Origin of the sequence: Streptomyces sp. NPDC051214 (assembly GCF_040682375.1) — a bacterium.
Classification (GTDB): Bacteria; Actinomycetota; Actinomycetes; order Streptomycetales; family Streptomycetaceae; genus Streptomyces.
The window spans coordinates 400,696-427,204 of sequence record NZ_JBFBAT010000009.1 but is presented as its reverse complement, the minus strand read 5'-3'; the positions used below and the strand labels follow the sequence as shown (position 1 = coordinate 427,204).

Sequence of the window (26,509 nt, the reverse complement as noted above, 5' to 3'; positions counted from 1 at the left end):
GCTCGCTGGGCCGGCTTGGCTTGGCTTTCCTCGGCTCGGCGGGACATCACCTGCGGCCCGGTGGGGGCTTGTCGCGCAGTTCCCCGCGCCCCTGACGGGGCCCGCGGCGGAGCCGCCTGCTGGATGGGTCTGGCGAGGCGCCTAGAATTGTCTGGTGAACGTCCCGATTTTTTCGGCTGGGTCTGCCGATGTCCTGCGTAGTGCTCTCGGTGGGCTTCTTGATGGGTTGCCGCCCAAGCAGGCCGCGCAGGCCGTTGAGCGGTTGATCGCCAATTACCGGGGGGTCACCCCTACCGATGCGCCGATTCTGCGGGACCGGGCGGATGTCGCCGCCTATGCCGCGTACCGCATGCCCGCGACCTTCGAGGCGGTGCGTTCCGCGCTCGGGGCCCTTGCGGACGCGGCGCCCGCCGGGTGGGCGCCCGGCAGTCATGTGGACGTCGGCGGCGGGACCGGTGCGGCCACCTGGGCGGTGAGCGCGACCTGGGACGGCGAGCGGCCCGTCACGGTTCTCGACTGGGCCGAGCCCGCCCTCGCCCTGGGGCGTGAACTGGCCGCCGCCAACCCGCGGTTGAAGTCCGCCCAGTGGCAGCGCTCTCGTATCGGATCGGCGCTCAGCATCGAGAGCACCGATCTCGTCACCGTGTCGTACGTGCTGAAGGAGCTGACCGAAGACGATCGGCGCTCCCTCGTCGACGCCGCCGCGGACGCCGCTCAGCAGGCCGTCGTCATCGTCGAGCCCGGCACCCCCGACGGCTACGCACGCGTCATCGAGGCCAGGGACCGCCTCATCGAGGCCGGCTTCCGCGTGGCCGCGCCCTGCCCGCACAGCGCCGCCTGCCCGATCGTGCCCGGCGACGACTGGTGCCACTTCTCCGCCCGCGTCAGCCGCTCCTCCCTGCACCGGAAGGTCAAGGGCGGATCGTTGGCGTACGAGGACGAGAAGTTCAGTTATGTGGCCGCCGTGCGGTTCGATGCCGAGCCCGCACCCGAGCGCGTCGTCCGCAGGCCGCAGATCCGCAAGGGCCAGGTCCTGCTCGACCTGTGCGCGGCGGACGAGACCCTGCACCGCGAGACGGTGACCAAGCGCCACGGACCGCTGTACCGCGCGGCCCGCGACGCGGTGTGGGGCGACCCCTGGCCGCCCCACCAGGAGAGCTAGCCCCGCAGCTCCTGCGTGCAGCACTTCACGCTGCCGCCGCCCTTGAGCAGCTCGCTCAGATCCATCGCGACGGGTTCGTAGCCACGTTCCCGCAGGGGTGCGAAGAGACCGGCCGCGGCCTGCGGGATCAGCACGTGCAGGCCGTCCGAGACCGCGTTGAGCCCGAGGGCCACCGCGTCCGGCTCATCGGCGATCAGCGCGTCGGGGAAGAGGCGCCGCAGCACTGCCTGGCTGCCCGCCGAGAACGCGGGCGGGTAGTACATGACGTCGTCCGCCGCGTCGTCGAGCACCGCGAGTGCCGTGTCGAGGTGGTAGTAGCGGGGGTCGACGAGATCGAGCCCGAGGACCGGGCGGCCGAAGAACTCCTGCGCCTCCCCGTGGGACAGGGGGCTCGCCCGGAAGCCGCGCCCCGCGAGGACGTACGAGGAGGTGACGGCGAAGTCGCCCTCGCCCTCGTTGATGTGGGTCGGTTCGTGGAGGTCAGTGAAGCCGTGCTGCCGGAACCACTCCAGGTGGGCGACGGCCTCGGGGCCGCGCTCCGGGTGGGCGAACCGCGCGCCGAGCACGCGGCCCTCGATGACGGTCGCGCCGTTCGCGGCGAAGACCATGTCGGGCAGGCCGGGACGCGGGGTGAGCTCCTCGACGGTGTGGCCGAGCGAGCGGTAGCGGTCGCGCAGGTCCTCCCATTGGGCGATGGCCAGGGGGACGTCGACCGGTTTCGAAGGGTCCATCCAGGGGTTGATGGAGTACGTGACCTTGAAGTGTGCCGGTGAGCACATCAGATAGCGCCGGGGTGTGGCGCGACGAGGAAAACGACTCAACGAGGGCTCCTCACGTACCGCTGGGTCAGTTACTGCCCATAGTGGGGCAGTTGCTGCCCATGGTGCGGTCTGAGGAGCCCTCGCGCAGTGATCTGAACGGGTGGTTCATCGAATGGTCATGACCGGTCGTCCGCCGTGCGGCCTTCCCGCAGTTTGCGCAGCAACTCACGCTTCTGCGCCTGCGGGCTGAGCCCGCCGCCGACCTGGCCGCCACGGCCACCGCCGCGCAGCGCCTTGCGGGAGAGGTTGGTGCGCGTACCGCCCACACCCAGCATGTTTCCTGCTCCGCCTCGCGTCATGTCTGTACCTCCGGATCGGCAATCGGACTCTGGCGAGACGGTCCGTCTCGCTTCGATGTCCTTACTTTGAACGAGACGATTCGTCTTGTCAAGCGTTTACGAGACGGTACGTCTCGGCTCGTTCGCTGCTACATTCGACGGCATGGCCACGAAATCCGCCCCTGACTCCAAGCGCCGCAGCGAACGCTCGCGCCGCGCGATCTATGACGCCGCCCTCGACCTGGTCTCCGAGGTCGGGTACGGCAAGCTCACGATCGAGGCGATCGCCGCCCGCGCGGGCGTGGGCAAGCAGACGATCTACCGCTGGTGGCCGTCGAAGGGCGCCGTCCTGCTGGACGCCTTCCTGGACCTCGGCGAACAGGCCCACCAGGAGGCGAGCGACAACGCGGGGCGGGACCTGGCCCCGACCGAGATCCCGGACACCGGGGACCTGGAGGCGGACCTCAAGCTCGTCATGCGGGCCACCGTCGACGAGTTCAAGAACCCCAAGTACGACGCCCCTTGGCGCGCGCTCGCCGCCGAGGGCATGCTCAACTCGGAGCTCGGCGCCGAGTACGTCGAGAAGCTCCTGGAGCCAGGACTTCAGATGTACGTGCGGCGCATCGAGCTCGCCCAGGAGGCCGGCCAGGTCGCGCCCGACGTGGACCCCCGCGTCGCCCTGGAGCTGTGGACGGGCCCGCTCGCCCAGCGCTGGCTGCAGCGCACAGGACCACTCACGCACGAGTACGCCGACAAGCTCGTCGAGTACGCCCTCTACGGGATCGCGCCCCGCTGACAGCTCACGGGGAGTTGACCGGCCACTTCCGTCGCAGGCCGGCCACGCTCACGGTGGTGAGGCTCATGAGCCCCGAGAGTCCCGTGAGCACAGTCCTGGTGACCATGGCGAACACGGTAGGGGGGTAAATCACCGGTTAGTACGCAATGACGCGCGATGTCACCCTGCGCCGTGCATCACCCCAGCTACCCCGGATGTGGGCTCTGGCCCCCCGAGGAGCAGGATGGTGCGACCATGGGAGATGCTTCTCGGCACACATGTGAGGTGAGGGGATAGATGGGCGCGGAGTTCGGCCGCCGGTCCGGCGGACAGAGCAGGATTTCCCAGTGGCTTCGCCGGCGTCCCCGACCGGAGGACACGGCAGGCGACGAGGCGAGCCGCGAGGCCCTGCTGGTCGCCGCCGCGGCAGCGGGTCTGCCGCTCTCACCCGCCGCGCACCCCTCCGCGTACCGATGTTCCTGTGACCGCATCGGCTGTCCCACCCCCGCCAGGCACCCCATCTCCTTCGCCTGGCAGACGCAGTCCACCACCGACCGCGGGCAGATCGAGCGCTGGGCGAGGCATCAGCCGCAGGCCAACTTCATCACCGCGACCGGCATGGTCCACGACGTCCTCGACGTGCCGCTGGCCGCCGGACGCGAGGCCCTCGCCAGGCTCCTCGCCGACGGCATCGAGGTTGGCCCCGTCGCCGAGTCCGAGGGCACCATGGACGAGGGGCGGATGCTCTTCTTCACGCTCACCCGCGGCACCCCCGAGGACGAGGACGAGTGGTGGCCCTGCGAGCTGGACTGCCACCCCGAGACGACCAACGAACACCCGGGCCTGCGCTGGCACTGCCGCGGTTCGTACGTCCTCGTGCCGCCCGCACGGCTCCCCGGTGACCTGGCGGTCCACTGGATCCGTGGCCCCGAGCACGCGCTCCCGGACCCGCTGACGCTCCTCGAGACGCTCACCGACGAATGCGCCCGTGTGGCGGGCGAGCCCCAGCACGACGTCGCCGCCTGGCCGATGAGGGGCTGACGCCCGCGCACCGGCCCCCGGGCATCCGCCCCCGGCTACTCGCCCTTCGCGCCCGTCAGTCCCTGGATGCGGCTGAGGAACGTCACCTTGCCCGTCCCCGCCGGGTCCAGGACGACCTGGTTGGAGACGCGTTCCAGCGTCACCGACTGCTTGACCTCGCCCTTCATGAGGGGCTTCACCTCGGGCTCGACGGTGAGGTTCACACCCTTCGCGGCGGTCTGCCTCTCGTAGTGGTGCGTCGAGAAGAAGACCATCGCCCCGCCGTCCTGGGTCCGCAGACCCACCGGCGCGAACGTCCCGTCGTTCTGCGGCTCGTCGATGTACTGCACCGCGATCCCGCGCCGCTTGGTGTTCTTGTCGCGGAACGCCTTCCACGTCGACGTGTGGTCGCCCGGCGCGAACGTGTCGCCACCCGACTTCAGATACGACGTGTACTCCTTGCCGAGGTTCTTCGGCGCCACCGCGAGCGCGGAGGAGCCGGCCTCCACCGGCTCCGCCCAGCCGTCCTTGTCCTTCTTCAGCTCGGGCATCTTGGAGGGCGACACCAGATTCAGGTAGGACGCCTCCCACAGCTGGTCCTTGCTGCCCTTGGTGAAGACCAGCAGCCAGCGCAGGTCACCCCTGCGGTTGGACTTCGTGTCGGCTACGAACCAGCGGGGCCAGCCGGCCTTCTTGGGGATGGAGAACTTCGCGTCCGTCAACTCCAGGGGCACCTGGTTGGGGTTGCCGCCAGGATTCCGCGCGCCCTTCGACTTCAGGCCCGCCTGGTTGATGGCGCTCAGCGGGCCCGTGACCCGGGCCGCGTCCAGGGCCGGGTCGTACGCCTTCTCGGCCTTGTTGTACGCGGTGAGGAAGTCCTTCAGCGCGCGGTCGGCCTCAGCCTTCGTCGCCGACGGGACGACTTCCCGCTCCCCGTGCACCGTCACGCAGCCGCTCGCCGTCACCGTCAGTACGGTCACCGTCGACGCCACCATCGCGAACCGGACCTGCCGTCGCGACCGGCCGTCCCGCATCGGAGTGCGCTGCCTTGGAAGCCTGCTCATGCGTTGCGTTCACCTTCCCCTTCCCGGGCCCGAACCCTACCGGGGCGAAGAAGAACGCGAGCGTCGGGATCAGGTACAGCAGCCACACCGTGACCTGGACAACCGTCGGGTCGGGCTGGAAGTTGAAGACGCCCTTCAGGAGCGTGCCGTACCAGCTGTCAGGCGGGATCGTCGCGCTGATGTCGAACGCCTTGTTCTGCAGCCCGCCGAGGAACTCCGCCTCCTGCAGGTCATGGACGCCGTACGCGAGCACGCCCGCCGCCACGACCACCAGCATCGCGCCGGTCCAGGTGAAGAACTTCGCCAGGTTGATGCGGACCGTGCCCTTGTAGAACAGCCAGCCGAGGGCGATCGCCGTCAGCAGGCCGAGGAGCACGCCGATCAGCGGACCGGGCGTCCCGTCGTTCGACGCGCGCACCGAGGCCCACACGAACAGCGCGGTCTCCAGGCCCTCCCGGCCCACGGCGAGGAACGCGGTGGCGACCAGGGCGCCCGTGCCCATCTGCAGGGCCGCGTCCAGCCTGCCGTGCAGCTCCGCCTTGAGGTGGCGTGCCGTACGCCGCATCCAGAAGACCATCCACGTCACCAGGGCGACGGCGACGATGGACAGCGAACCGCCCAGCGCCTCCTGCGCCTTGAACGTCAGCTCCTGCGAACCGAAGGTGAGCGCGCAGCCGAAACCGAGCGCGAGGCCGCACGCGACCCCGATGCCGATCCAGATGGGCCTGAGGGCGTCGCGCCGCTCCGTCTTCACCAGATAGGCGATGAGGATGCAGACGACCAGGCTGGCCTCGAGACCTTCGCGCAGGCCGATCAGGTAGTTGCCGAACATGTCTGTCAGATCCCCTTAGGCCTCAGCCGAACAGTGCCCGGCCCCACCAGTCGTCCTTGTTCCGGACGCCCGGCGGGATCGCGAAGACCGCTGAACCCACGTGCTGGATGTACTCGTTGAGAACGTCGGCGCGCGCCAGACTGCGCTGCACCGGGATGAAGCCGGTGCGCACGTCCCGCTGGTACGCGAGGAAGAAAAGGCCCGCGTCCAGGCGGCCGAGACCGTCGGTGCCGTCCGTGAAGGAGTAGCCGCGGCGCAGGATCGTCGCACCGTCGTTGGTGTCCGGGTGCGCGAGCCGTACGTGCGAGTCCGGTTTCATCGCCTTCAGGAACGGCTCGTCGTGCTCCTTGGCCTTGCCGACCGGGGCGCCCTCGCCCTTGTCGCGCCCGAAGATGTCCTCCTGCTCGCCGAGCGGAGTCCGGTCCCAGGTCTCGACGTTCATGCGGATGCGGCGTGCGACGAGATACGAGCCGCCGGTCATCCAGGCGGGCCCGTCCTTCTCGCCGACCCACACGTGCTCGGCGAGCGCGGAGCCGTCCTCGCCCGAGATGTTGCGGGTGCCGTCCTTGAACCCGAAGAGGTTACGGGGCGTCTGCGCGCCCGGAGTCGTGGAGGACGTCTTGCCGAAGCCGAGCTGCGACCAGCGCACCGCGACCTTGCCGAAGCCGATGCGGGCGAGGTTGCGGATGGCGTGCACGGCGACCTGCGGGTCGTCCGCGCAGGCCTGCACGCACAGGTCGCCGCCGCCGCGGGACTTGTCGAGGTTGTCGCCGGGGAACTTCGGGAGGTCGACGAGCGCCTCGGGGCGCCGGTCCGCGAGCCCGAACTTCGTGAAGAGACTCGGCCCGAAGCCGATGGTCAGCGTCAGCCGGGACGGCTTGAGGCCAAGCGCCTCGCCGGTGTCGTCCGGCGGCGCCTCGGTGAGACCGCCGAAGGCGCCCTCACCGACCTCGTGCCCCGCGGTCATCCGCGCGGCGGCCTTCGTCCAGTCCTTGAGGAGCTGTACGAACTGCTCGCGGTCGTCCGTCTTCACGTCGAAGGCGGCGAAGTGCAGCCGGTCCTGGACGGGGGTCGCGATGCCCGCCTGGTGCTTGCCGAGGAAGGCGACCGCGCCGCCCGCCGACGCGGCCGGCACGGCCTCGTCCCCGGACCGGGTCACCGCCACCGCGCCTCCGGTGACGGCGGCGCCGAGCGCGAGCCCGGCACCACCCCAGCCAAGGAGCGAACGCCGGGAAGGGGAGCCGGAGTTGGCGGCGTTCTCGTCGTCGGGCGCGGTGTCGGCCCCGTCGTCGGTCCCGGTGTCGTGCGTGATCTCAGCCATGGTCCCGGCCCCCTTGCCGTTACTTGCTGCTCACGACGGCGGCGGCCAGCTTCGACAGCGGCTCCGCGAGCGCGTTGACGCCGTCCGACAGCTCCTTGGTGTCCGCCTTGTCGAGCTTGTCGTACGACGTGAACGTGTACGAGTCCTTGCCGCCGCCCTCGCGGTACTCGCCGAGCAGCTTGTCCAGCGCCGCGAACTGCTTGTCGAGCTCCTTGGTCAGCGCCGGGTCGTTCTCGGAGGCGACGGCCTTGAGCAGCCCGTACGCCTTCTCCGCGCCCTCGACGTTCGCCTTGAAGTCGACGAGGTCGGTGTGCGAGTAGCGCTCCTCCTCGCCGGTGACCTTGCCGGTGGCGACCTCGTCGAGGAGTTCCTTGGCGCCGTTGGCCATGGAGGTCGGGGTGATCTCCGCCTTGCCGACGCGGTTCTGCCAGTCCTTGAGGTCCTTGTCCAGCTGGGTGGCGAGCTCCTTCTCGCGCTCACCGAGCTTCTTGTCCTTCCACAGGGCCCGCTCCAGACGGTGCCAGCCCGTCCAGTCCTTCTCCAGGTCCTGGCCGTCCTCCAGGCCGTCCTCGCGGAGGTCGACCTTCGGGTCGATGTCACCGAAGGACTCGGCGACCGGCTCGGTGCGCTCCCAGCCGATGCGGGAGTTGGAGTACGCCTTCTTGGCGGCCTCGATGTCGCCCTCGCGGACGGCGTCGGTGAAGAGCTTCGTCCTGGGCAGCGTCGCGTCGGCCTGCTCCTGCGCGTAGGCGCGGTAGTCGGCGACGGCCTTGTCCAGGCGCGGGTCGCGCTTGACGGCCTTGCCGCCGCTGACGGTGACCTTCTGGCGGATGCCGTCGCCCTTCATGCCGGGCTTGCAGGCGATCTGGTACGAACCGGACTTCACCTCGGCGGTGAGCTTCTGCTTCGTGCCGGGGCCGATGTTCTCGCGCTCGCTGACGATGCGGTCGTCGGGGAAGAGGAGGTAGACCTCGGTGACCTTGGAGCCCTTGTTCTCGATGGCGAGCTCGACGTGCCCGGAGCTGAGCTTGGTCTTGGAGACCTCGCACTTGTCGTCGGTGGCGGTCACCTCGACGGTGTTGCCGCCGCCCTTGGCGTCGCTCTTCTCGGTGCAGCCCGTGACGGCGGTGAGTGCTGCCACTGCGGCGATGGCGGTGGCGACGGGGAGGCGGGCGGGGTGCATGGGGGCTCCAAGGCGGTTCACGGACGGGACGCGGACGACTCCGACATGCCGGTGAGGCGGACCTAACTTAACTGAGCCTTACCTGGTCGATACCCAGCTGTTCCGTGATTCACCTCTCACCGTTCAGCCCTGCTCACGGGGGCGTCACGGTGGGGTGATGGGGGGTTCATGGGGTGGCAAAGTGCGGGTCAAGGGGAAGGGATATTCAGCCCCTCCGGCGTTTGAGGAGCGGGGTCTGGGGCGGAGCCCCAGGTTCGGGAAGGGGTGGGATTGGGGAAGGCCCCGCAGGGTTCGCCCTATCCCCGCACCGGCGCCACCAGCGGAGCCCCCGTCCGTGGGTGCGGGAAGACCTCCACCGGCTGGCGGTAGACCTCGCTCAGGAGCGAGCCAGTGAAGACGGCACCCGGAGCCCCCTCCGCAGCGAGGGCCCCGCCCCGCAACACCGCCACCCGATCCGCGTACGCCGCCGCAAGCCCCAGATCATGCAGGACCACCACCACCGCGTCCCCCGCGGCAGCCCGCTCCCGGCAGATACGGAGCACCAGCTCCTGGTGGCGCAGATCGAGCGCGGCGGTGGGCTCGTCCAGGAGGAGGAGCGGGGTCCGCTGGGCGAGGACCCGGGCCAGCGCGACCCGCGCCTGCTCACCGCCGCTCAGCGCGGAGAAGGGACGTGCGGCGAACTCGCCGACCTCCGTCGCGCCCATCGCCTCCCGCACGACACGGTCGTCCTCGTCCTCACGCGCCGTACCCGCCCAGGGCGAGCGCCCCATCCGTACGACGTCCTCGACCACGAAGGGGAAGGAGAGCGCGGCCGCCTGCGGCAGCACCGCACGGCGCAGGGCGAGTTCCCGCGCCGGCCACTCCCCGGTGGGCCGCCCGCAGACACGGACGACCCCCTCGTCGGCCGGAAGGTCCGCGGCCAGCGCGGCCAGCAGCGTCGACTTGCCCGCCCCGTTCGGCCCGACCAGGGCGAGCACCTCGCCCGCGCGGGCGGAGAGGGACACCCCCGCCAGCACCGCACGCCCCCCGAGCCGCACGACGAGCCCCGACGCCTCGGCGAGCGGGTCGCCGGGAGCGAAGGGATCCGGAAGCGCGAGCCCGCGGCCGGACGAGAAGAGCCGCTCGGCGATCCGCGTGATCATGCCCAACCCCCTTGCTTGCGACGGGTCCTGCGCAGCAGCCAGAAGAAGAACGGACTCCCGACGAACGCGGTCAGCACGCCGAGCGGCAGTTCCGCCGGAGCCGCCACGGTCCGCGCCGCGAGATCAGCGCCGACCAGGACGACCGCCCCGCCCAGCGCACTGCCCGGCAGCAGGAAGCGGTGGCCGGGCCCCGCCGCCATCCGCAGCAGATGCGGGACGAGGAGACCGACGAACGTGATGATCCCGGCGACGGCCACGGCGGCCGCGGTCAGCAGCGCCACCACCAGGACAAGGACGAGCCGCAGCCGCTCGACGTCGACCCCGAGGTGCCGGGCGGGCCGTTCGCCGAGCGCCAGCAGGTCCAGCTTCCGTGCGTACAGCGGCGCCACGGCAAGGCCCGCAAGCGCGCACGGCAGCACGGCGAGCACCTTCGGCCAAGTCGCCTGCGCGAGCGAGCCGAGCTGCCAGAACGTGATCTGGGTGACCTGCGCGTTGTCCGCGAAGAAGACGCAGAGCCCGATCAACGCGCCCGCGAACGCGTTCGCGGCGATCCCCGTGAGGATGAGCGTGACGACCTCCGTGCGCCCGCCGTCGCGCGAAAGGACGTACACGAGAAGGACGGTGGCGAGGCCGGTGACGAACGCGCAGACCGTCACGGTCCAGTTGCCGAAGAAGCTGAGGCCGAGCGCGATCGACGCCACCGCGCCGACGGCCGCGCCCGCCGAGATCCCGATGACGCCGGGCTCGGCCAGCGGATTGCCGAACACGCCCTGCATGAGCGCGCCCGCGCACCCGAGCGACGCCCCGACGAGCAGCGCGAGCGCCACGCGCGGCAGCCGCACGTTCCACAGGACGCTCTCGCCGACCCGGTCGAGCGTGCTCCCGCCGAGACCGATCCGGTGCTGAATGGAGCCGATGACGTCCCCGAGGGGGATGTCGTACGCGCCGATGCCCGCGGAGAGGAGACAGAGCAGGACGAGGGTGGCCGCGAGCCCGGCGGTCAGGGCGGCCGCCGTCCCGCGCCGCCGGCTCCGGGGAGGCGTCGGCTCTTCCGTCCCGGGCGGTCCCGTGTCCGTCGCCTTGGTCAGGACGGTCACTTCTTGCCCCCGTACAACTGCTCCACCAGGGACTTCAGGACCTGGTCCGTGCGCGGCCCGTAGTTCAGGAGCACCCCGTCGTCGATCGAGACGATGCGCCGGTCGAGTCCGGCCGGGGTCTCGGCGACGCCCGGAACCTTGAGCAGCCCGTCCACGCCGTCGACCGATGCGAGCCCCTTGGACATGACCAGGATCGCGTCCGGCGCCGCCTTGGCGAGCGCCTCGCTGGTGATCGCCGTGAAGTCCTTCTTCAGCCCCGAAGCCTTGCCCGCGTCGACCGCGCCCGCAGCCTCCAGGAGTGAACTCGCGCCGGACTCGCGGCCGCCGAGCAGATAGACGGAGGCGGAGCCGCGCAGGTAGAGGAAGGCGACGCGGGGCTTCTCGGTGCGGGCGGACGCCGGGATGGACGCGCGCACCTTCGCGATGCGGTCCTGCGTACGGGACCTGAGTTCGTCGCCCGACTTCTCGACCCCGAGCGCCTTGGCCACCGCGTCGATCCGGGGGCCCACGTCGTCGAGGCCCTTGGCCGGATCGAACACGACCAGCGGGATGCCCGCGTCCCGGATCTGGCCGATGGCCTCCGCGGGCCCCGTCAGGGTGTCCGCGAGGACGACCGTCGGCTTCAGGGACAGGACGCTCTCCGCCGAGACGTCGTGCGCGCGTGTCACCACCGGCAGCTTCTCGGCCTGCTCGAAGGTCGCGGTGATGTCGCGCGCCACGACGTTCTCGCCGAGCCCGAGCGTGAAGACGATCTCGTTCAGGCTGCCGGTGAGCGGCACGATGCGGCTCGTGTCCTCGACGGTGACCTTCTTGCCGTCGGCCGACGTGACGGTGGCGGGAAGCACGGGGGCGTGACGGGACTTCAGCGGCTCGACCCGGTCGGGCGCGGAGGCGGCCGCCTTCGCCTTCGGGGACGTCTCTCCACCGCCGTCCGAGGACGACCCGCAGCCCGTGAGGGCCAGGGCGAGAACGGCGGTCCACGCGCCGGCGATACGGAGTGAGCGCGGCATACGCACCGAAGTCCACCGTCCTGTCGTGCTGTTGAGGGGCTGGCGCCAGGGCCCGCCGTGGGGCTTGTGGGGCGGGGTGGCCGGGATGGGGGTTCCAGCCGAAGTGATCGTAGTTTAGGTTAGCCTTACCTCATTAGCTACACCCGGAGGGGTCCCATGTCGTCGTCAGGACAGGCGCGAGCCACCGCCCGCGCCGGAGCCGTGGCCGTGCTCACCGCACTCGTCGGAGCACTGCTTCCCACGGCCGCCGCACACGCCGAGGACCGCACGGTCCAGGGCGGACGGCTCGACTGGGGCATCAAATCCTCGTTCCAGAGCTACGTCACCGGACCGATCGCCCAGGGGAGTTCGACCCTCCAGGGCGGCGCGGCCACCGTCGGCGGCAGCCAGTTCCGCTTCCACTCGGCGAAGGGCTCGTACGACCCGGACACCGGGGCCTTCAGCGCCGGATTCTCCGGAGGAGTCCACTTCCTGGGGCACAAGAAGGGCGGCTCGTACGAGCTCGACCTGACCATCAGCCGCCCCACCGTCAAGATCTCCGGCGGCTCCGGCACGCTCTACGCCGACATGGTCAGCAAGGAGAAGGGCACGGGCAAGGTCACGACCAACGCCCAGGTGCCGCTCGCGTCCCTCGGCATGTCCGGCGTCAACATGAAGGGCGGCTCGGGACCGATCGCCCTCAACAACCTCCCCGCGACACTCACTTCCCAGGGCGCCAAGGCCTTCGCCGGCTACTACACGGCGGGCACCGAGCTCGACCGGGTGAGCCTCTCGACCGATCTCGCGGCGAAGCCGTCCGGCTCCGGCAAGCAGTCGAAGAAGCCCGCGCCGAAGCCCGCGAAGTCCTCGGAGGCCGGGAAGAAGGAGACGAAGGCGGGCCGGATCGAAGACGCCGCCGTCGACTGGGGCGTGCGCCGCACCTTCCGCGAGTACGTCACCGGCTCCATCGCCCAGGGCGAATGGAAACTGTCCGCGGGAGCCCAGGACGGCGGCGCGCTCTTCCGCTTCCCCGAGGGCGAGGGGACGTACGACAAGAAGAAGCAGACCCTGGACGCCGACTTCGCCGGCACCGTGCGCTTCACCGGTGAGCACGGCCTCGACCTAGCGCTGAGCAAGGTCGCCGTGAAGGTGAAGGACGGCAAGGGCACTCTTTTCGCGAACGTCGAGAGCAAGGGTGACGGGGGCGGGAAGGGCGTCACGCTCAAGAAGGCCCCGCTGATCACCTTCGCGGCCAAGGGGCTGAAGCCGAAGGACGGGCTCGTCTCCCTGACCGAGGTGCCGTCGAAGCTCACCGCCGACGGCTCCAAGGCCTTCGGCGGCATGTACAAGGCGGGCTCCGCGATGGACCCGCTCTCCCTCGCCGTGGCTCTCGACGCCGACGCGAAGCTGCCCGCGCTGCCGGACCTCGGCTCGTCCGCGAGCCCGTCCCCGCAGCCGAAGAAGGCCGCCGGACCGAAGACCGAGAACGCCGCCGACTCGTCCGACTCCTCCTCGCCTGCCCTGCCGATCGGCGTCGGCGCGGGCGTGGCGGTGCTGCTCGCCGCCGCGGTCACGTTCGGGGTCCTGCGCAAACGGCGCGGCGCCGACCGGACCTGACCTCACCGACCTGCCGGGCATGCCTACCGCCCTGCCCGGCGCCTCACTTCACCACGCCTCATCTCAACAAGGAGATCACTGACCATGGCAGCCATTCGCCGCCCGATAGCCCTCGCCGCAGCAGCCGGCACCGCCGTGGCGCTCGGCGCCACCGTCCTCGCGGCCGCCCCCGTGTCCGCGGCCGAAGTGCCGCTGAAGGACTACCGGCTGACGTGGGGCGTCAAGGAGAGCTACCGCAGCTACGTCACCGGCATGGCGGCGGGGAAGATCACGGTCGCCGACGGTGCCGAACAGGCCACGGGCAACGGGCCGTTGAGCTTCGTCGACGGAGCGGGATCCTACGATTCCGAGAAGCACACCGTGGACCTGGCCTTCAAGGGCAGCGTCAACTTCACCTCCAAGCTGCACGGCTTCGACGTCAAGCTCGCGGACGTCCGCTTCGACAGCGCGAAGGCGAAGATCACCGCTGACGTCACCAGAGACGGCGGTACGCCCCAGGACGACGTGCCCCTCGCCGACGTCACCGTCACACGCACCATGACCGACATGAAGACCAAGCTGACCAAGGAGGCGGACGCGGCGCTCGGCGGCGGTGGCCGGTACACGGGCGCGGACGGCGACCCGCTGACGGTCGCGCAGAAGACGCCTCCGACGGGCACGCCGACGCCGACGCCCACCCCGACGCCCACGGACAAGCCGACCTCGACGCCGAAGCCGACGGCCACTCCCACGCCGTCCGGCACGACGACGTCCTCGCCCGCCCCCGCTCCCACCTCGTCCACCTCGAAGCCCGCGCCCACGAAGGAGGCGGGCGAGGTCCACGACGGCACGCTCGCCTGGGGCGTCAAGGAGAGCTTCCGCCGCTACATCGAGTCCGGCGGCGGCGCCACGCTCTCCGGCGGAGCCGAGAAGAACGACAACGGCTACGACTTCCCGTACGCCGACGGTGACGTGGACAGCGGCGCGAAGAAGCTGAACGCGTCCTTCGGCGGCGCCGTCCGCTTCGCGTACAAGGCGCACGGCATCGACATGAAGTTCAGCGACATCAAGATCGCGGCGGACGGCGCCAAGGGCACGTTGAGCGTGGATGTCACCACGCCCAAGGGCACCGCCGACGACGTGAAGTTCGCGACGCTCGACCTCTCCAAGGCGTCGTACGCGGCGAAGGACGACGTCGTCGTCCTCGACAAGGTGCCCGCGGCCTTCACCGCGGCGGGCGCGAAGCAGTTCGCGAGCGAGGACGCGCCGTCCAGCTACAAGGAGGGCGACGCGATCGACCCCGTGACGGTGGCGCTCTCCGTCGCCGAGGGCGCCGAACTGCCGGGCGGCAGCGGCGGCTCGACGGGCGGTTCGACCGACTCCGGTTCCACGGGCGGGGGTTCGTCCGACCTCGGCGGTGGCGGCGGCACGGTCGGCGGCGGTACGGGGGGCTCGCTGGCGTCCACCGGTTCGTCGGTGCCGACGGGTGCGCTGCTCGGAGCGGCCGGGGCGATCGCCGCCGCGGGCGCCGGGGCGGTGTACGTGGCTCGCCGCCGGGCCTCTTGATGCCCCGGGGTGCTTGAATGCCGGAATGACGCAACTGCCTGACGGTCTTGACGTACTCCGCGTGTTCTGCGGGCCCGACGGTCGGCACGGCAATGAGCTCGGTGTCGTGCGTGACGGGGCCCGTGTTCCGGGGCGGGGTGAGCGGCAGGAGGTCGCCGGGAAGCTGGGCTTCAGCGAGACGGTGTTCGTCGATGACCCCGAGCGCGGGGTCATCGACATCTACACGCCCACGCTACGGCTGCCCTTCGCCGGGCACCCCTGCGTCGGTACGTCCTGGCTCCTCGACGTCCCTGAGGTCGTCACGCCCGCGGGGGTCGTTCGGGCCCGCCAGGACGGGGAGTTCAGCTGGATCGCTGCGCGGGCGGAGTGGGCGCCGCGGCGGACGCTGCGTTCTTTCGGGAGCCCGGCCGAGGTGGACGCGCTGGCGGTGCCCCCGCCGGGGGAGTGGATCTACGCGTGGGCGTGGGAGGACGAGGCGGCGGGGCGGATCCGGGCCAGGGCCTTCCCCGGCCGGGACGACGGCATCCGGGAGGACGAGGCTACGGGGGCGGCGGCGTTGCTCCTGTGCGCCGAGCAGGGCCGTGCGTTGAACATCACGCAGGGGCGTGGCTCGCAGATCCTTACGGCGCCGGGCCCTGGCGGGGTGATCGAGGTGGGGGGACGGGTGCGGTTGGCAGGGGGCTGAGGTCTGCCTCCGGCGGTCTTTTCCCCAACCCCGCCCCTTCCCGAAAACCCGCTCGGCGCGGGGGCCTTGTCCTCAAACGCCGGACGGGCTGGAAATCCAGCCCGTCCGGCGTTTGAGGACATCTTGTCGGGGGTCCAGGTGGCGGAGCCCCTTGGTTTCGGGAAGGGGTGGGATTGGGGAAGGCCCCGCAGGGATCGCCCTACGCCGACAGCGGGAACTCCGCCCCCAGCTCGCGGAACACCCCGGTATTCAAAGCGAAAGCGCGCTTGCACTCGTCCACGATCCGCTGCCGCTCCAACTCGTCCGGCACCACCTCGCCCAGACCGTCGAGCAGCTCCCGGTAGCCCCGCTTGAACGCGGCCGGGTTCGAGATGCCCTCGAAGACGTAGAAGCGGACGCCGTCGCCCTTGCGGGCGAAGCCCCACGTCTGCTCCGCCTTGCCGCGGATGATCTGGCCACCGGAGAGATCCCCGAGGTAGCGGGTGTAGTGGTGGGCGACATAGCCGCCGGGCCACTCCTCGGCGCACTCCGCGACCCGCGCCGCGTACGCAGCCGTGGCGGGCAGCGGCGCGGCCGAGGTCTTCCAGCCCGCGCCCCGCAGATGCGCGAGGTCCCGCTCCAGCTCCGCCACCCGCAGCAGCTCGGGCTGTATGAACGGTGCCGCGACCGGGTCGTCCTTGAGCGCGGCGGCGCCCTCCTCCAGGGCGCGGTACACGAACCACAGCTGCTCCGTGTAGCGCGCGTACGCGTCGACGCCGAGCCTGCCGCCGAGCAGGTCGCTCATGAACGTCGAGGTCTCCGCCTCCGTGTGCTGCTCGTGCGACGCGGTGCGGATGACCGTCGAGAACGGATCCATGAGGGACCTCCGAAGCCGGGGAAAGCGAGGATCGCCGAAGAAAGGCAGGAACCAGTGACGAAGAACGGATGAACCGGTGACCTCCACCGATCATCCAAGTTAGGCTTACCTAAGTCAACTGGTTCCCGACGTCCTGTCGGTAAAATGCTACCCGCCCTGAGCTCAGGGAAGCGTAAGGATCTCCGCCCCGCTGTCCGTCACCACGAGCGTGTGCTCGAACTGCGCGGTCCGCTTGCGGTCCTTCGTGACGACCGTCCAGCCGTCCTCCCACATGTCGTACTCGTGCGTGCCGAGGGTCAGCATCGGCTCGATGGTGAACGTCATGCCGGGCTTGATCACGGTCGTGGCGTGCGGGCTGTCGTAGTGCGGGACGATCAGGCCGGAGTGGAAGGACGTGTTGATGCCGTGGCCGGTGAAGTCACGGACGACGCCGTAACCGAAGCGCTTGGCGTACGACTCGATGACGCGGCCGATGATGTTGATCTGGCGGCCGGGTTTGACCGCCTTGATGGCGCGGTCGAGGGACTCCCGGGTCCGCTCCACGAGGAGCGTGGACTCCTCGTCGACGTCCCCGACCAGGTAGGTGGCGTTGTTGTCGCCGTGCACGCCGCCGATGTACGCGGTCACGTCGAGGTTGATGATGTCGCCGTCGTTCAGGACGGTGGAGTCCGGGATGCCGTGGCAGATGACCTCGTTCACCGAGGTGCACAGCGACTTCTTGAAGCCGCGGTAGCCGAGCGTGGAGGGGTAGGCGCCGTGGTCGCACATGTACTCGTGGGCGACACGGTCCAGCTCATCGGTGGTCACCCCGGGCGCGATGTGCTTGGCGGCCTCGGCCATCGCGCGCGCGGCGATACGGCCCGCGGTGCGCATCAGTTCGATGGTCTCGGGGGTCTGCACCTCGGGCCCGGTGTACGGGGTGGGCGCGGGTTTCCCCACGTACTCCGGGCGCCTGATGTTTCCCGGAACGGGGCGGATGGGGGAGAGCTCCCCTGGGACGAGCAGTGACTGGCCAGACATGCCAGCGAGTCTAACCAGCGGTGGTGGGGCAGCATGGCTGGAGAGAGAGGAGCAGATCACATGCCACTGTTCAAGAAGCGGACCGTCGGTAAACCGGGCGAGTGGTACTACTGCCTGGAGCACAAGAAGGTCGAGGAGGGGCCCGACTGCCCGGGCAAGGACCGCTTCGGGCCGTACGGCTCCCGCGAGGAGGCCCAGCGGGCGATGGAGACCGCCGCCGAGCGGAACCTGGAGTGGGAGACCGACCCGAAGTGGCACGACAAGAACCCCGGCAGCGCCTGATCCGCCGCCGGGGCGCAGTCGGCCATCGGGGCGCAGCCGGCTACCGGGTGGCGGACACCTCCCGGCGCCGGACGGCGTCCTCGTCCGTGCTCGCGTCGTACGACAGCAGCTTCGGCAGGACCGCCGTCAGGGCGGCGACCGAGGCCACGCAGGCGAGGCCGCCGGACCAGATGGCGCTGCGGGTGCCCGTCCAGCCGGCGGCCGCCCCCGCGCGGACCTGGCCGAGCTGCGGGCCCACGCTGTAGGACAGCACCTCGATGCCGGCGAGCCTGCCCCGCAGCTCGTCCGGGATCGTCTGGTTCCAGATCGTGGAGCGGCCGAGCCCGCTGAGCATGTCGCCCGCGCCGGCCAGGGCCAGGCACACGAGGACCAGCCAGACGTTGCCGAACCATCCGGCGGCCGTGATCGCGAGTCCCCATCCCGCCGCCCCGAACACGACGAGCAGCCCGTGTCGGCGCACCCGTGACGTCCACCCGCTGGTCAGGCTCAGAAGCAGCGAGCCGACCGCCCCGGCCGCGTACATCAGGCCGAGCGACCACTCGGCGTCGAGGTCCTCGGCGAGGAACGGGAAGATCGTGTTCGGGAAGGCGAAGAACATCGCCGCCATGTCGATGGCGTACGTGCCGAGCAGCACCGGCCGCGACCACGCGTACCGCGCGCCGTCCGCCAGGCCCCGCAGGGACGGCTTCTCCGCGTCGTGCGCGGGAGGCGCGGGCGCGATGCGCGCGCACAGGGCCACGGAGACGGCGAAGGAGAGCACCGTCACCGCGTACGCGGGTGCGTGCCCGGCGTAGGCGACGACCAGGCCCGCCAGGGCGGGGGCCGCGATCGCGCCGACGTTCCAGCGCAGCGAGTTGAGCGCGGCGGCCGCCGTGAGCTGGTCGTGCGGCACGATGCGGGCCATCAGGGAGTCGAGCGCGGGGCGTTGCAGACCCGCGAGCGCCGAGACGCCCGCCGCCACCACGTACAGCGGCCACAGCAACGGCTCCGGGAGCAGCGCGTTCACCAGGAGCACCGCGGCCAGCAGGCCGAGCCCCGCCTCGGTCAGGAGAATCACCCGGCGCCGGTCCACCGCGTCGGCCAGCGCGCCCCCGTACAGCCCGAAGACGATCAGCGGGACCAGCTCGACCGCGCCCATCGCGCCGACGGCGAGCGGTGAGTCCGTGAGGTCCTTGATCTGGAGCGGCAGCGCGACCAGGGCCATGAAGCTGCCGAAGGTCGTGACGAGCCCCTGCACCCAGAGCAGCCGGAAGTCACGCGTGGAACGCCAGGGAGAGAGGTCGGGCAATATCGAGGAAAGGGACACGAACAGCCATGTTCAGTGCTGCTCATGGGGTGAGGCAACCGAATTCCGCGGCGCTCTCACCACCGAGCGGGTGGTGGCGCCGTCAGCTGGTCCGCCAGGCGGGACAGTCGGTCGCGCAGGCGCCTGCGGCCGTGCGCCGCGGGCAGTGAGTTCTCGCCCGCCGCCGCACTCACCAGGTGCTGGACCATGTCCAGGTCCAGGTCGGGGGATTCCGGCACCGCCAGGGCCTCGTGCGCCATGGCCCGCAGATCGCCGTGCCCCGAACCCAGGGACAGCACCGTCGCCCCCGCCGCGCGGGCGTCGTGGACCCGCTCGAGGAGGTCAGCCGCCGGGGGCGGTGCGGGCGTGTCCGGCGCCACCACCAGGAGGGTCTCGCCGCGCCGCGCCGCCTCGATCCGGCCGAGCCCGGTCGACAGATGCGCGGGATCACCCTCGCGCACCCGGTGGCGTACGAGCGTCGGCGTCAGTTCCGGCGTCCCCGACCACGCCGCCTCGTCCACGAGGTGGGCGGCCAGATGCCACGGCTCGTACTCCTGCGTGCCCACCAGGAGCAGCCCGCCCCCGTGCGGCACCACGGAGGACCGCAGCGTCCCCGCGAAGCGGCGTGTCGCGCCCACCCACTCGGTTCCCGCGAGCACTTCGCGCAGCAGCGCGACCCGTACGGCGTCCATGGGGTCGCATCCTGCCGCAACGGGCGAGTCGTCAGGCGGAGTTCACCGGGAATTCGTCCGGGGTGGGGACGGACCGGGGATGGCTGATGAGACAACTGTTCCCTTCCGGGCCGGGCGCGAGGGCTACGCGAGCTTCCGCATCCCCGCCGTCGTGCTCAGCAACTCCGGCACCGTGCTGGCCTTCTGCGAGGGGAGGGTCGGCTCGCAGGAGGACTTCGGCAACATCGACGTGGTCCTGAAGCGCTCCAGCGACGGCGGCCGCACCTGGGGACCCCTCCAGGTCGTCGCGCAGAACGGCACCGGCCTCGCGGGCAACCCCGCCCCCGTCGTCCTGGACTCCGGCCGGATCCTCCTCGTGCACGTCCGCAACGCCGCCGCCGCGACCGAGGACGCCATCCGGCGCGGCAAGGTCTCCGCCGCGAACGGACGGCGGATCTGGGTGCGGCACAGCGACGACGACGGGCTCACCTGGTCGGTGCCCCGGGAGATCACCGGGCAGGTGAAGAAGGCGAACTGGCGGTGGTACGCGACCACGCCGGGCCACGCCGTGCAGACCCGTACGGGGCGCGTCGTCGTGCCCGCCAACCACTCCCTGCCCCCGACCGGCACCGACAACGGCACCGAGGGCAAGTACAACGGCGGCCACTGCCTGCTCAGCGACGACCTCGGCCAGACCTGGCGCATCGGCTACGTCGACGACAACACCAACGGCTACGTGAACGTGAACGAGACCACCGCCGCCGAACTCCCCGACGGGCGGCTCTACCTCAACACCCGCAACGACTCCCCGTCCCCCGGCACCCGCGCCGACGCCCACTCCCTCGACGGCGGGCAGAGCCTGGTCAAGCCCTTCCGGCCGCAGGCCGGGCTCGTCGGTCCGGTCGTCGAATGCAGCGTGCTGCAGCTGCGTACGCCGGACGTGCTGCTGTTCTCCGGACCCGCCGACCCCGGCTTCCGTGCCCTGATGACGGTGCGCCGCAGCCGCGACGGGGGCACCACGTGGCAGGACGCGTACACGGTGGACGGGCTGCCCGCCGCGTACTCCGACCTGGTCCGCGTCGACGACGAGACCGTCGGACTCCTCTACGAGACGGGAGACTTCAGCGCGTACGAGACCATCACCTTCCGGCGGATACCGGTGGGCGCGCTGGTCTGACGGCGGCGGCGCCGAACCGGTGAGTAAGGTCGGCGGCATGACCTCTAACGACAATGCGCACAAGCCCCCGGCCAAGGACCCCTGGGAGCTGCCCGACGTCTCCGGGCTCGTCGTCGGCGTGCTCGGCGGCACCGGTGACCAGGGCCGCGGCCTCGCCTACCGCCTGGCCCGCGCGGGCCAGAAGGTGATCATCGGCTCCCGCGCGGCCGAGCGGGCGCAGACCGCGGCCGACGAGCTGGGTCTCGGCGTCGAGGGCGCCGAGAACGCGGAGTGCGCGCGGCGCAGCGACATCGTGATCGTCGCCGTGCCGTGGGACGGGCACGGCAAGACCCTGGAGGCGCTGCGCGAGGAGCTGAGCGGCAAGCTCGTCATCGACTGCGTGAACCCGCTGGGCTTCGACAAGAAGGGCGCCTACGCCCTGAAGCCCGAGGAGGGCAGCGCCGCCGAGCAGGCCGCCGCCCTGCTGCCGGACTCCCGGGTCACCGCCGCCTTCCACCACCTCTCGGCCGTCCTGCTCCAGGACCCGGCCGTCGAGGAGATCGACACCGACGTGATGGTCCTCGGCGAGGTCCGCGCCGACACGGACATCGTGCAGGCGCTCGCCGCCCGCATCCCCGGCATGCGGGGCGTCTTCGCGGGCCGGCTGCGCAACGCCCACCAGGTCGAGTCCCTGGTGGCGAACCTGATCTCCGTGAACCGGCGCTACAAGGCCCACGCGGGGCTGCGGGTGACCGACGTCTAGGGCGTAGCGGGCATGGGGGACACTGGGACCGACCGTCGAACCACACGGACCGACCCCCAACAGGAGCCGACCCCCATGCCCCGCCTCGCTCTCTACGCCCTCACGGTCTGCGCCCTCGCCGTCGTCGCGGCCGTGGTCTCCTTCGTCCAGGGCTACTGGATCGGCGTCGTCTGGGTGCTGCTCGCCGGGCTCTCATCGAACATGGCGTGGTACTACCTGCGCCGCGCCAAGGCCGAGCGGAACGCGCGCGCCGCTACGGGTTGAGCGTGCAGTACTGGCTCGGGTCGCCGTCCCAGAAGCGATAGAAGTCCTGCCCGCAGTACGTCTCCAGGTCATTGACCCCGAGGCCCCGCAGGATCGCGTCGATCGCGTCGAAGAAGGCGCCGTTGACCTCGGGGATCCACAGGATGCCGAAGACCGCGATCAGGCCGAACGGCGCGAACGGCTCCACCTGGCGGCGGATCTTGTGCGAGAGCCAGGGCTCGATGACGCCGTAGCCGTCCAGGCCCGGGATGGGCAGCGAGTTCAGGATCGCGGCCGTCACCTGGAGCAGCGCGAGGAAGGCGAGCGCGAAGCGGAAGGTGTCCGGGACGCCGGAGAGCGCGTCGAGCCAGAAGGGCGCGGTGCAGACGACCGCGAACGCCACGTTCGTGAGCGGTCCGGCGGCCGAGATCAGCGAGTGCTTCCACTTGCCCCGGATCCGGCCGCGCTCGATGAAGACGGCGCCGCCGGGCAGGCCGATGCCGCCCATGATCACGAAGAGCACCGGAAGCACGATGCTGAGCAGTGCGTGCGTGTACTTCAGCGGATTGAGGGTCAGATAGCCCTTCGCGCCGATGGAGATGTCGCCGCTGTGCAGGGCGGTGCGCGCGTGCGCGTACTCGTGCAGACAGAGCGAGACGATCCAGGCCGCCGTCACGAAGAGGAAGACCGCGAGCCCGGCGTTGTCCGCGAACCCGGTCCACGCGGCCCAGCCGGAGACCGCGGTGACGGCGGCGATCCCGAGGAAGACGGGGCTGATGCGCCGGTCGCTTGGCCGGGTGGGAGCGGTGGTCATGGGGCGAGGCTCCTGAAGATGGCGGGCCGGGTGTCGTACGGGGGACCGTACCCCGACGTACGCCGAAAACGTCTCGCACCGGGTGGGTGGTTCCAGGGAGGGTGGGGGGATGGCGCTGTGGAACGTGATGTACGACGACTGGCAGATGGAGTGCTGCGGGAAGCCGTTCTCCGTGGGGGACGAGGTGTCCTGGCAGCTTGGGGGAGGACCCTCGCTCTACTCCGTCGAACGGCACGGGAGGTACGGGCCTGACACGGTGGGCCGGGTGCGGTCGATCCAGATCGTGACGCAGGGCTTCGCGCTGCGGGCGGACGTGTACGAGCCGGTGGAGGGGGAGAGGTGGCTCCGCCCGGTGGAGACGTGCCCCAAGTGGTTCACGGACCCGGTGGACGGAAGCCGGGAGCAGGGGCGCTTCCGCAGGGAGGTGGGGGTGCTGGTCTCCTTGGAGGTCGCCGAGGCCACCGCCTGACCGCCGATCGCGCTCACCGCCACGGCTCGGCGGGCTACGAGACGTACGTGAGCCGCCCTCGCCTTGCCCGCCTGAACATCGCTCCGCATCCCCACCAGAGACAATGGACCCCGTGCGCTACCGCATTCTCGGCACCACCCAGGCATTTCGTACCGACGGCACCCCGATCGCCGTGGGTGGCTCACGGCTGCGCGCGCTCCTGACGATCCTCGCCCTGCGCGCACCCCGGGCCGTCCCGGCGGCCGTGCTCGTCGACGAGGTGTGGCACGGTGATCCGCCCGCCGACGCGACCGGCGCGCTGCAGGCCCTGGTGGGCCGGCTGCGCCGGGCCGTAGGGGCCGGGACCGTCGTCTCCACCGACGGCGGCTATCAGCTGTGCGCCGCCCCGGACGACATTGACCTGTACCGCTTCGACCGCCTCGCGGCCGAGGGCGCCGACGCACTCGCCGACGGCGACGCGGCCAAGGCGGCGGCGATCCTGGACGATGCGCTGGCCCTCTGGCAGGGCTCCGTGCTCGCCGACCTGCCCGACCGCACGGCGGAGGCGGCCCGGTGGGAGGCCCGCCGCCTCGAGGCCCGGCGTGCCGGGCTGGCCGCTGCCCTCGCGCTCGGCCGGGCCGAGCAGGCGCTGCCCGAGCTGGCCGCCCTGTGCGACGACCACCCCCTCGACGAGCCGCTCCAGGCCCTGCGGCTGCGAGCGCTGCGCGACGCGGGCCGCCCGGCGCAGGCGCTCGCCGCGTACGACGGCGTACGGCGGCTCATCGCGGACCGCATCGGCGCCGACCCCGGGCCCGAACTCCGTGCGCTGTACGAGGAGTTGCTGCAGGCCGACGCCCCGCGGGCGCCCGCGGCCCGGACCCGTCCGTCCCAGAGACCGCAGGGCAACCTGCGGGCCAGGCTCACCTCCTTCGTCGGCCGCGAGGGTGACATCGAGGCCATCCGAAGCGATCTGGCGCGGGCCCGCCTCGTCACACTGCTCGGGCCCGGCGGCGCCGGCAAGACACGGCTCTCGCAGGAGGCCGCCGAGGCCCACGCCGACGGGGTGCCCGACGGTGTATGGCTGGCCGAGCTCGCGCCGGTCGAGGACCCCGACGCCGTGCCCGAGGCGGTCCTCACCGCGCTCGGCGCCCGCGAGACGGTGCTGCGCGGTGCGGGCGCCGAAGAGCTGCGGGCGGTCTCGGAGTGGCACGGCGACGACCCCGTCGTCCGCCTCACCGAACACTGCGCCTCGCGCCGCATGCTCCTCATCCTCGACAACTGCGAGCACGTCATCGACGCCGCGGCCCGCCTCGCGGACCGGCTCCTCGCGCACTGCCCCGGCCTGACGGTCCTCGCCACCAGCCGTGAACCCCTCGGCGTACCGGGCGAGTTGCTGCGCCCCGTGGAGCCCCTGCCGGAGCCGATCGCGCTGCGCCTGCTCGCGGACCGTGGCGCGGCGGCGCGACCGGGCTTCCGCGTCGAGGACGACCGGGCCGCGGCGGCGGAGATCTGCCACCGCCTCGACGGCCTGCCCCTGGCCATCGAACTGGCCGCGGCCCGCCTGCGCATGCTCACCCCGCGCCAGATCGCCGACCGCCTCGACGACCGTTTCCGCCTCCTGACGAACGGCGCCCGCACGGTCCTGCCCCGCCAGCAGACCCTGCGCGCGGTCGTCGACTGGTCCTGGGACCTCCTTGACGACCCCGAACGCACCGTCCTGCGCCGCCTCTCCGTCTTCGCGGGCGGCTGCGACCTGGCCGCCGCCGAGGCGGTGTGCGGGACCCGGGCCGAGTCGGCCGACGTCGCCGACGTGCTCGGCTCGCTCGTCGACAAGTCCCTCGTCGTCGCCGCCCCCTCGCCCCAGGGCGTCATGCGCTACCGGCTCCTGGAGACCGTGGGCGAGTACGCGGGGGAGCGGCTCGACGAGGCAGGCGACCGCGCCGCCGCCGAGCGGGCCCACCTGGTGTACTTCCGCGAGCTGGCCCGGACGACCGAGTCGCGTCTGCGGGGCGGCGGGCAGCGGGAGGCCGTCGAACGGCTGGAGGTCGAGTACGAGAACCTGCGGACCGCCCTGCGGCACGCCGTGGCCGCCCGGGACGAGCAGGAGGCGCTCTGCCTGGTCCTCTCGCTCTCCTGGTTCTGGACGATCCGCGACCTGCGCATCGAGATCCGCAACTGGTCCCGCGATGTCGTCGCCCTCGGCCCCGATCCCTTCACGCGGCCGGTCACCCCGGTGGAACCCCTCTACGAACGCTGCACGGACAACCCGCCGCCGATGCGCCCCGAAGTGCTCCAGGAGGCGCGGCGCGGCGTGCACCTCATCCAGCTGTCCTGCATGGACATGAACCTGGAGTCCTGGCACACGCCGGAGGCCGTGGAGAAGCTCGCGGGCATCAGGGAGGCCTACCGGCCGGGTCTTCCGCAGACCTGCTGGTCGCCGGGGAGCCTGTGGTTCTTCGCGGTCCTGCTCGACGGTGACATCGACAGACTGCACGTCATCATCGACGCGACCATCGCCACCTGCCGCGAGCGCGGGTACGACTGGGAGCTCGCCGCGTCCTTGCAGCAGCGCGCCAACGTCCTCGCCAACCGCGCCGACCGGGCGGGCGACGCACACCGTGACGCCGACGAGTCCCTGGAGATCTTCACCCGGCTCGGCGATGTGTGGGGCATGGCCGAGGCGCTCTCCTCGCGCGGCGAGGCCCATGAGCGGCGCGGCCGTTTCACCCTGGCCGCCGAGGACTTCGCGGCCGCCATCGGGCACGCGGAGCGGCTCGGTGCCCCCGCACAGGTGAGCGTGCTCACGGCACGGCTCGGGGCGGTGCTCGCGGAGGCCGGTGAACTGGCCCGGGGCGAGGAGCTGCTCTGGTCGGTCCTCGAGCACGACGGTCAGGCCGCCGCGAACTCCAGCGAGTCGCTGCCCGCCGCCCGGTTCTTCCTCGTGGACCTGCTCGCCCGCACCGGCCGCACCGTGGCGGCGCGGGAACAACTCCGGCTGCTGAAAGAGGAGTTCAAGGCCGTCGAGTTCGTCATCTTCGAGGGGTTCATGCTGGGCGCCGAGGCCTGGCTCGACACCGTCGACGGACGTCACGCACGGGGGCTTGCCACGGCGCGCGAAGCGCTCGGCAAGTCCCTCGACCCGCTGGTCAAGATGATGGCGCCGCAGATGACGTCCGTGCACCTCACCACCGCCGCCCGCGCCCTGGCCGCCCTCGACGACGGCCGGTACGCCCATGACGCGGCCCGGCTGATCGCGGTCGGCGACCGTGAGCTGCCGCCCGGTCACTTCGCGCCCGCCGCGGAGCGCGACATCCGCGACACCGCCGTGAAGCTGGCCCGCGGGGCGCTCGGCGATGCCGCGTACGAAGCCGCGTACGCGGAAGGCGGCAGCCTCTCCGTGGAGGAGGCCGCCGCCCTCTGTGACAGCCACATCGGCTAGC

At 71.4% G+C, this 26,509-nt stretch carries 26 protein-coding genes; 12 read left to right on the top strand and 14 right to left on the bottom strand.

Annotated features, from left to right (window positions below):
• Positions 1 to 154: 154 nt before the first annotated feature.
• Positions 155 to 1,162: a small ribosomal subunit Rsm22 family protein gene (locus AB0M70_RS25640; RefSeq protein ID WP_365823122.1), complete on the top strand. Its 1,008-nt coding sequence runs from the start codon at positions 155 to 157 to the stop codon at positions 1,160 to 1,162.
• On the opposite strand, the gene ddaH is transcribed toward AB0M70_RS25640, so the two are convergent.
• Positions 1,159 to 1,983 (bottom strand): dimethylargininase, encoded by an 825-nt coding sequence (gene ddaH / locus AB0M70_RS25635; protein WP_365823120.1) that lies wholly within the window; start codon positions 1,981 to 1,983, stop codon positions 1,159 to 1,161. The genes AB0M70_RS25640 and ddaH overlap by 4 nt on opposite strands.
• Positions 1,984 to 2,099: 116 nt before the next feature.
• Positions 2,100 to 2,282 (bottom strand): DUF6243 family protein, encoded by a 183-nt coding sequence (locus tag AB0M70_RS25630; RefSeq protein ID WP_365823118.1) that lies wholly within the window; start codon positions 2,280 to 2,282, stop codon positions 2,100 to 2,102.
• Between the two features lie 142 nt (positions 2,283 to 2,424).
• Here AB0M70_RS25630 and AB0M70_RS25625 point away from each other — a divergent pair, with 142 nt between their 5' ends.
• Together AB0M70_RS25625 and AB0M70_RS25620 are read left to right on the top strand one after the other, a co-directional pair.
• Positions 2,425 to 3,057 carry a TetR/AcrR family transcriptional regulator gene (locus AB0M70_RS25625; RefSeq protein ID WP_365823116.1) on the top strand — a complete coding sequence of 211 codons (633 nt, stop codon included), beginning with the start codon at positions 2,425 to 2,427 and terminating at the stop codon, positions 3,055 to 3,057.
• Between the two features lie 276 nt (positions 3,058 to 3,333).
• The gene (locus tag AB0M70_RS25620; RefSeq protein WP_365823114.1) at positions 3,334 to 4,077 is read left to right on the top strand and encodes a bifunctional DNA primase/polymerase; all 744 of its coding nucleotides are present in this window, start codon (positions 3,334 to 3,336) and stop codon (positions 4,075 to 4,077) included.
• Between the two features lie 35 nt (positions 4,078 to 4,112).
• On the opposite strand, the gene AB0M70_RS25615 is transcribed toward AB0M70_RS25620, so the two are convergent.
• The 7 genes from AB0M70_RS25615 to AB0M70_RS25585 all read right to left on the bottom strand — a co-directional run bounded on the left by AB0M70_RS25615 (position 4,113) and on the right by AB0M70_RS25585 (position 11,705).
• Positions 4,113 to 5,051 (bottom strand): hypothetical protein, encoded by a 939-nt coding sequence (locus tag AB0M70_RS25615; protein WP_365823203.1) that lies wholly within the window; start codon positions 5,049 to 5,051, stop codon positions 4,113 to 4,115.
• Positions 4,954 to 5,952: an iron uptake transporter permease EfeU gene (efeU, locus tag AB0M70_RS25610; RefSeq protein WP_365823112.1), complete on the bottom strand. Its 999-nt coding sequence runs from the start codon at positions 5,950 to 5,952 to the stop codon at positions 4,954 to 4,956. Before efeU ends, AB0M70_RS25615 begins: the two co-directional genes overlap by 98 nt.
• A gap of 22 nt (positions 5,953 to 5,974) precedes the next feature.
• Positions 5,975 to 7,273, bottom strand: coding sequence for an iron uptake transporter deferrochelatase/peroxidase subunit (efeB, locus tag AB0M70_RS25605; RefSeq protein WP_365823110.1), 1,299 nt, complete (start codon positions 7,271 to 7,273; stop codon positions 5,975 to 5,977).
• A gap of 19 nt (positions 7,274 to 7,292) precedes the next feature.
• A complete protein-coding gene (efeO, locus tag AB0M70_RS25600; RefSeq protein WP_365823108.1) occupies positions 7,293 to 8,456 on the bottom strand; it encodes an iron uptake system protein EfeO in 1,164 nt (387 codons plus the stop codon).
• A 296-nt stretch (positions 8,457 to 8,752) separates the two neighbouring features.
• The gene (locus AB0M70_RS25595; protein WP_365823106.1) at positions 8,753 to 9,598 is read right to left on the bottom strand and encodes a heme ABC transporter ATP-binding protein; all 846 of its coding nucleotides are present in this window, start codon (positions 9,596 to 9,598) and stop codon (positions 8,753 to 8,755) included.
• Positions 9,595 to 10,686, bottom strand: coding sequence for an iron ABC transporter permease (locus AB0M70_RS25590; RefSeq protein WP_365823201.1), 1,092 nt, complete (start codon positions 10,684 to 10,686; stop codon positions 9,595 to 9,597). The genes AB0M70_RS25595 and AB0M70_RS25590 overlap by 4 nt, the downstream gene beginning before the upstream one ends.
• A 5-nt stretch (positions 10,687 to 10,691) precedes the next feature.
• Positions 10,692 to 11,705 carry an ABC transporter substrate-binding protein gene (locus AB0M70_RS25585; RefSeq protein WP_365823104.1) on the bottom strand — a complete coding sequence of 338 codons (1,014 nt, stop codon included), beginning with the start codon at positions 11,703 to 11,705 and terminating at the stop codon, positions 10,692 to 10,694.
• 156 nt (positions 11,706 to 11,861) lie between these two features.
• Between AB0M70_RS25585 and AB0M70_RS25580 the strand changes: the two genes are divergently transcribed.
• The 3 genes from AB0M70_RS25580 to AB0M70_RS25570 all read left to right on the top strand — a co-directional run bounded on the left by AB0M70_RS25580 (position 11,862) and on the right by AB0M70_RS25570 (position 15,531).
• Positions 11,862 to 13,301, top strand: coding sequence for an HtaA domain-containing protein (locus AB0M70_RS25580; RefSeq protein ID WP_365823102.1), 1,440 nt, complete (start codon positions 11,862 to 11,864; stop codon positions 13,299 to 13,301).
• Positions 13,302 to 13,385: 84 nt separating this feature from the next.
• On the top strand, positions 13,386 to 14,846 hold the full coding sequence (locus tag AB0M70_RS25575; RefSeq protein WP_365823100.1) for an HtaA domain-containing protein: 1,461 nt from the start codon (positions 13,386 to 13,388) through the stop codon (positions 14,844 to 14,846).
• 25 nt (positions 14,847 to 14,871) lie between these two features.
• A complete protein-coding gene (locus AB0M70_RS25570) occupies positions 14,872 to 15,531 on the top strand; it encodes a PhzF family phenazine biosynthesis protein (RefSeq protein ID WP_365823098.1) in 660 nt (219 codons plus the stop codon).
• 199 nt (positions 15,532 to 15,730) lie between these two features.
• Here AB0M70_RS25570 and AB0M70_RS25565 read toward each other — a convergent pair whose 3' ends face one another.
• Together AB0M70_RS25565 and map are read right to left on the bottom strand one after the other, a co-directional pair.
• Entirely contained in the window at positions 15,731 to 16,387 is a 657-nt protein-coding gene (locus AB0M70_RS25565; RefSeq protein WP_365823096.1) for a biliverdin-producing heme oxygenase, read from the bottom strand.
• Between the two features lie 162 nt (positions 16,388 to 16,549).
• Positions 16,550 to 17,407 carry a type I methionyl aminopeptidase gene (gene map / locus AB0M70_RS25560; protein WP_365823094.1) on the bottom strand — a complete coding sequence of 286 codons (858 nt, stop codon included), beginning with the start codon at positions 17,405 to 17,407 and terminating at the stop codon, positions 16,550 to 16,552.
• Between the two features lie 60 nt (positions 17,408 to 17,467).
• Here map and AB0M70_RS25555 point away from each other — a divergent pair, with 60 nt between their 5' ends.
• Positions 17,468 to 17,689 carry a hypothetical protein gene (locus AB0M70_RS25555; protein WP_365823092.1) on the top strand — a complete coding sequence of 74 codons (222 nt, stop codon included), beginning with the start codon at positions 17,468 to 17,470 and terminating at the stop codon, positions 17,687 to 17,689.
• 40 nt (positions 17,690 to 17,729) lie between these two features.
• Here AB0M70_RS25555 and AB0M70_RS25550 read toward each other — a convergent pair whose 3' ends face one another.
• Together AB0M70_RS25550 and AB0M70_RS25545 are read right to left on the bottom strand one after the other, a co-directional pair.
• Entirely contained in the window at positions 17,730 to 19,001 is a 1,272-nt protein-coding gene (locus AB0M70_RS25550) for an MFS transporter (protein WP_365823199.1), read from the bottom strand.
• A 50-nt stretch (positions 19,002 to 19,051) separates the two neighbouring features.
• A complete protein-coding gene (locus tag AB0M70_RS25545) occupies positions 19,052 to 19,666 on the bottom strand; it encodes a hypothetical protein (RefSeq protein WP_365823090.1) in 615 nt (204 codons plus the stop codon).
• Positions 19,667 to 19,745: 79 nt separating this feature from the next.
• On the opposite strand from AB0M70_RS25545, the gene AB0M70_RS25540 reads away from it, so the two are divergent.
• Genes AB0M70_RS25540 through AB0M70_RS25530 form a run of 3 tightly spaced genes read left to right on the top strand, consistent with a single transcriptional unit; the run spans position 19,746 to position 21,828 of the window.
• On the top strand, positions 19,746 to 20,822 hold the full coding sequence (locus AB0M70_RS25540; RefSeq protein ID WP_365823088.1) for a sialidase family protein: 1,077 nt from the start codon (positions 19,746 to 19,748) through the stop codon (positions 20,820 to 20,822).
• A 37-nt stretch (positions 20,823 to 20,859) separates the two neighbouring features.
• Positions 20,860 to 21,564 carry an NADPH-dependent F420 reductase gene (npdG, locus tag AB0M70_RS25535; RefSeq protein WP_365823086.1) on the top strand — a complete coding sequence of 235 codons (705 nt, stop codon included), beginning with the start codon at positions 20,860 to 20,862 and terminating at the stop codon, positions 21,562 to 21,564.
• 12 nt (positions 21,565 to 21,576) lie between these two features.
• Positions 21,577 to 21,828 (top strand): hypothetical protein, encoded by a 252-nt coding sequence (locus tag AB0M70_RS25530; RefSeq protein WP_365823084.1) that lies wholly within the window; start codon positions 21,577 to 21,579, stop codon positions 21,826 to 21,828.
• On the opposite strand, the gene AB0M70_RS25525 is transcribed toward AB0M70_RS25530, so the two are convergent.
• Complete coding sequence (locus AB0M70_RS25525; protein WP_365823082.1) at positions 21,818 to 22,621, bottom strand: site-2 protease family protein; 804 nt, start codon at positions 22,619 to 22,621, stop codon at positions 21,818 to 21,820. The genes AB0M70_RS25530 and AB0M70_RS25525 overlap by 11 nt on opposite strands.
• Before the next feature lie 109 nt (positions 22,622 to 22,730).
• Between AB0M70_RS25525 and AB0M70_RS25520 the strand changes: the two genes are divergently transcribed.
• Complete coding sequence (locus tag AB0M70_RS25520) at positions 22,731 to 23,090, top strand: DUF6578 domain-containing protein (protein ID WP_365823080.1); 360 nt, start codon at positions 22,731 to 22,733, stop codon at positions 23,088 to 23,090.
• A gap of 103 nt (positions 23,091 to 23,193) precedes the next feature.
• Positions 23,194 to 26,508 (top strand): BTAD domain-containing putative transcriptional regulator, encoded by a 3,315-nt coding sequence (locus AB0M70_RS25515; RefSeq protein ID WP_365823078.1) that lies wholly within the window; start codon positions 23,194 to 23,196, stop codon positions 26,506 to 26,508.
• Position 26,509: the final 1 nt, after the last annotated feature.

Coding starts and splice junctions, on each gene's coding strand:
- AB0M70_RS25620 (WP_365823114.1), top strand. CDS start 3,334: ATGGGCGCGGAGTTCGGCCGCCGGTCCGGCGGACAGAGCAGGATTTCC.
- npdG (WP_365823086.1), top strand. CDS start 20,860: ATGACCTCTAACGACAATGCGCACAAGCCCCCGGCCAAGGACCCCTGG.
- efeU (WP_365823112.1), bottom strand. CDS start 5,952: ATGTTCGGCAACTACCTGATCGGCCTGCGCGAAGGTCTCGAGGCCAGC.
- AB0M70_RS25625 (WP_365823116.1), top strand. CDS start 2,425: ATGGCCACGAAATCCGCCCCTGACTCCAAGCGCCGCAGCGAACGCTCG.
- AB0M70_RS25545 (WP_365823090.1), bottom strand. CDS start 19,666: ATGGACGCCGTACGGGTCGCGCTGCTGCGCGAAGTGCTCGCGGGAACC.
- AB0M70_RS25540 (WP_365823088.1), top strand. CDS start 19,746: ATGGCTGATGAGACAACTGTTCCCTTCCGGGCCGGGCGCGAGGGCTAC.
- AB0M70_RS25525 (WP_365823082.1), bottom strand. CDS start 22,621: ATGACCACCGCTCCCACCCGGCCAAGCGACCGGCGCATCAGCCCCGTC.
- AB0M70_RS25580 (WP_365823102.1), top strand. CDS start 11,862: ATGTCGTCGTCAGGACAGGCGCGAGCCACCGCCCGCGCCGGAGCCGTG.
- AB0M70_RS25615 (WP_365823203.1), bottom strand. CDS start 5,051: ATGGTGGCGTCGACGGTGACCGTACTGACGGTGACGGCGAGCGGCTGC.
- AB0M70_RS25630 (WP_365823118.1), bottom strand. CDS start 2,282: ATGACGCGAGGCGGAGCAGGAAACATGCTGGGTGTGGGCGGTACGCGC.
- AB0M70_RS25570 (WP_365823098.1), top strand. CDS start 14,872: ATGACGCAACTGCCTGACGGTCTTGACGTACTCCGCGTGTTCTGCGGG.
- AB0M70_RS25530 (WP_365823084.1), top strand. CDS start 21,577: ATGGGGGACACTGGGACCGACCGTCGAACCACACGGACCGACCCCCAA.
- efeO (WP_365823108.1), bottom strand. CDS start 8,456: ATGCACCCCGCCCGCCTCCCCGTCGCCACCGCCATCGCCGCAGTGGCA.
- efeB (WP_365823110.1), bottom strand. CDS start 7,273: ATGGCTGAGATCACGCACGACACCGGGACCGACGACGGGGCCGACACC.
- AB0M70_RS25595 (WP_365823106.1), bottom strand. CDS start 9,598: ATGATCACGCGGATCGCCGAGCGGCTCTTCTCGTCCGGCCGCGGGCTC.
- AB0M70_RS25565 (WP_365823096.1), bottom strand. CDS start 16,387: ATGGATCCGTTCTCGACGGTCATCCGCACCGCGTCGCACGAGCAGCAC.
- AB0M70_RS25555 (WP_365823092.1), top strand. CDS start 17,468: ATGCCACTGTTCAAGAAGCGGACCGTCGGTAAACCGGGCGAGTGGTAC.
- AB0M70_RS25520 (WP_365823080.1), top strand. CDS start 22,731: ATGGCGCTGTGGAACGTGATGTACGACGACTGGCAGATGGAGTGCTGC.
- map (WP_365823094.1), bottom strand. CDS start 17,407: ATGTCTGGCCAGTCACTGCTCGTCCCAGGGGAGCTCTCCCCCATCCGC.
- AB0M70_RS25515 (WP_365823078.1), top strand. CDS start 23,194: ATGGACCCCGTGCGCTACCGCATTCTCGGCACCACCCAGGCATTTCGT.
- AB0M70_RS25585 (WP_365823104.1), bottom strand. CDS start 11,705: ATGCCGCGCTCACTCCGTATCGCCGGCGCGTGGACCGCCGTTCTCGCC.
- AB0M70_RS25575 (WP_365823100.1), top strand. CDS start 13,386: ATGGCAGCCATTCGCCGCCCGATAGCCCTCGCCGCAGCAGCCGGCACC.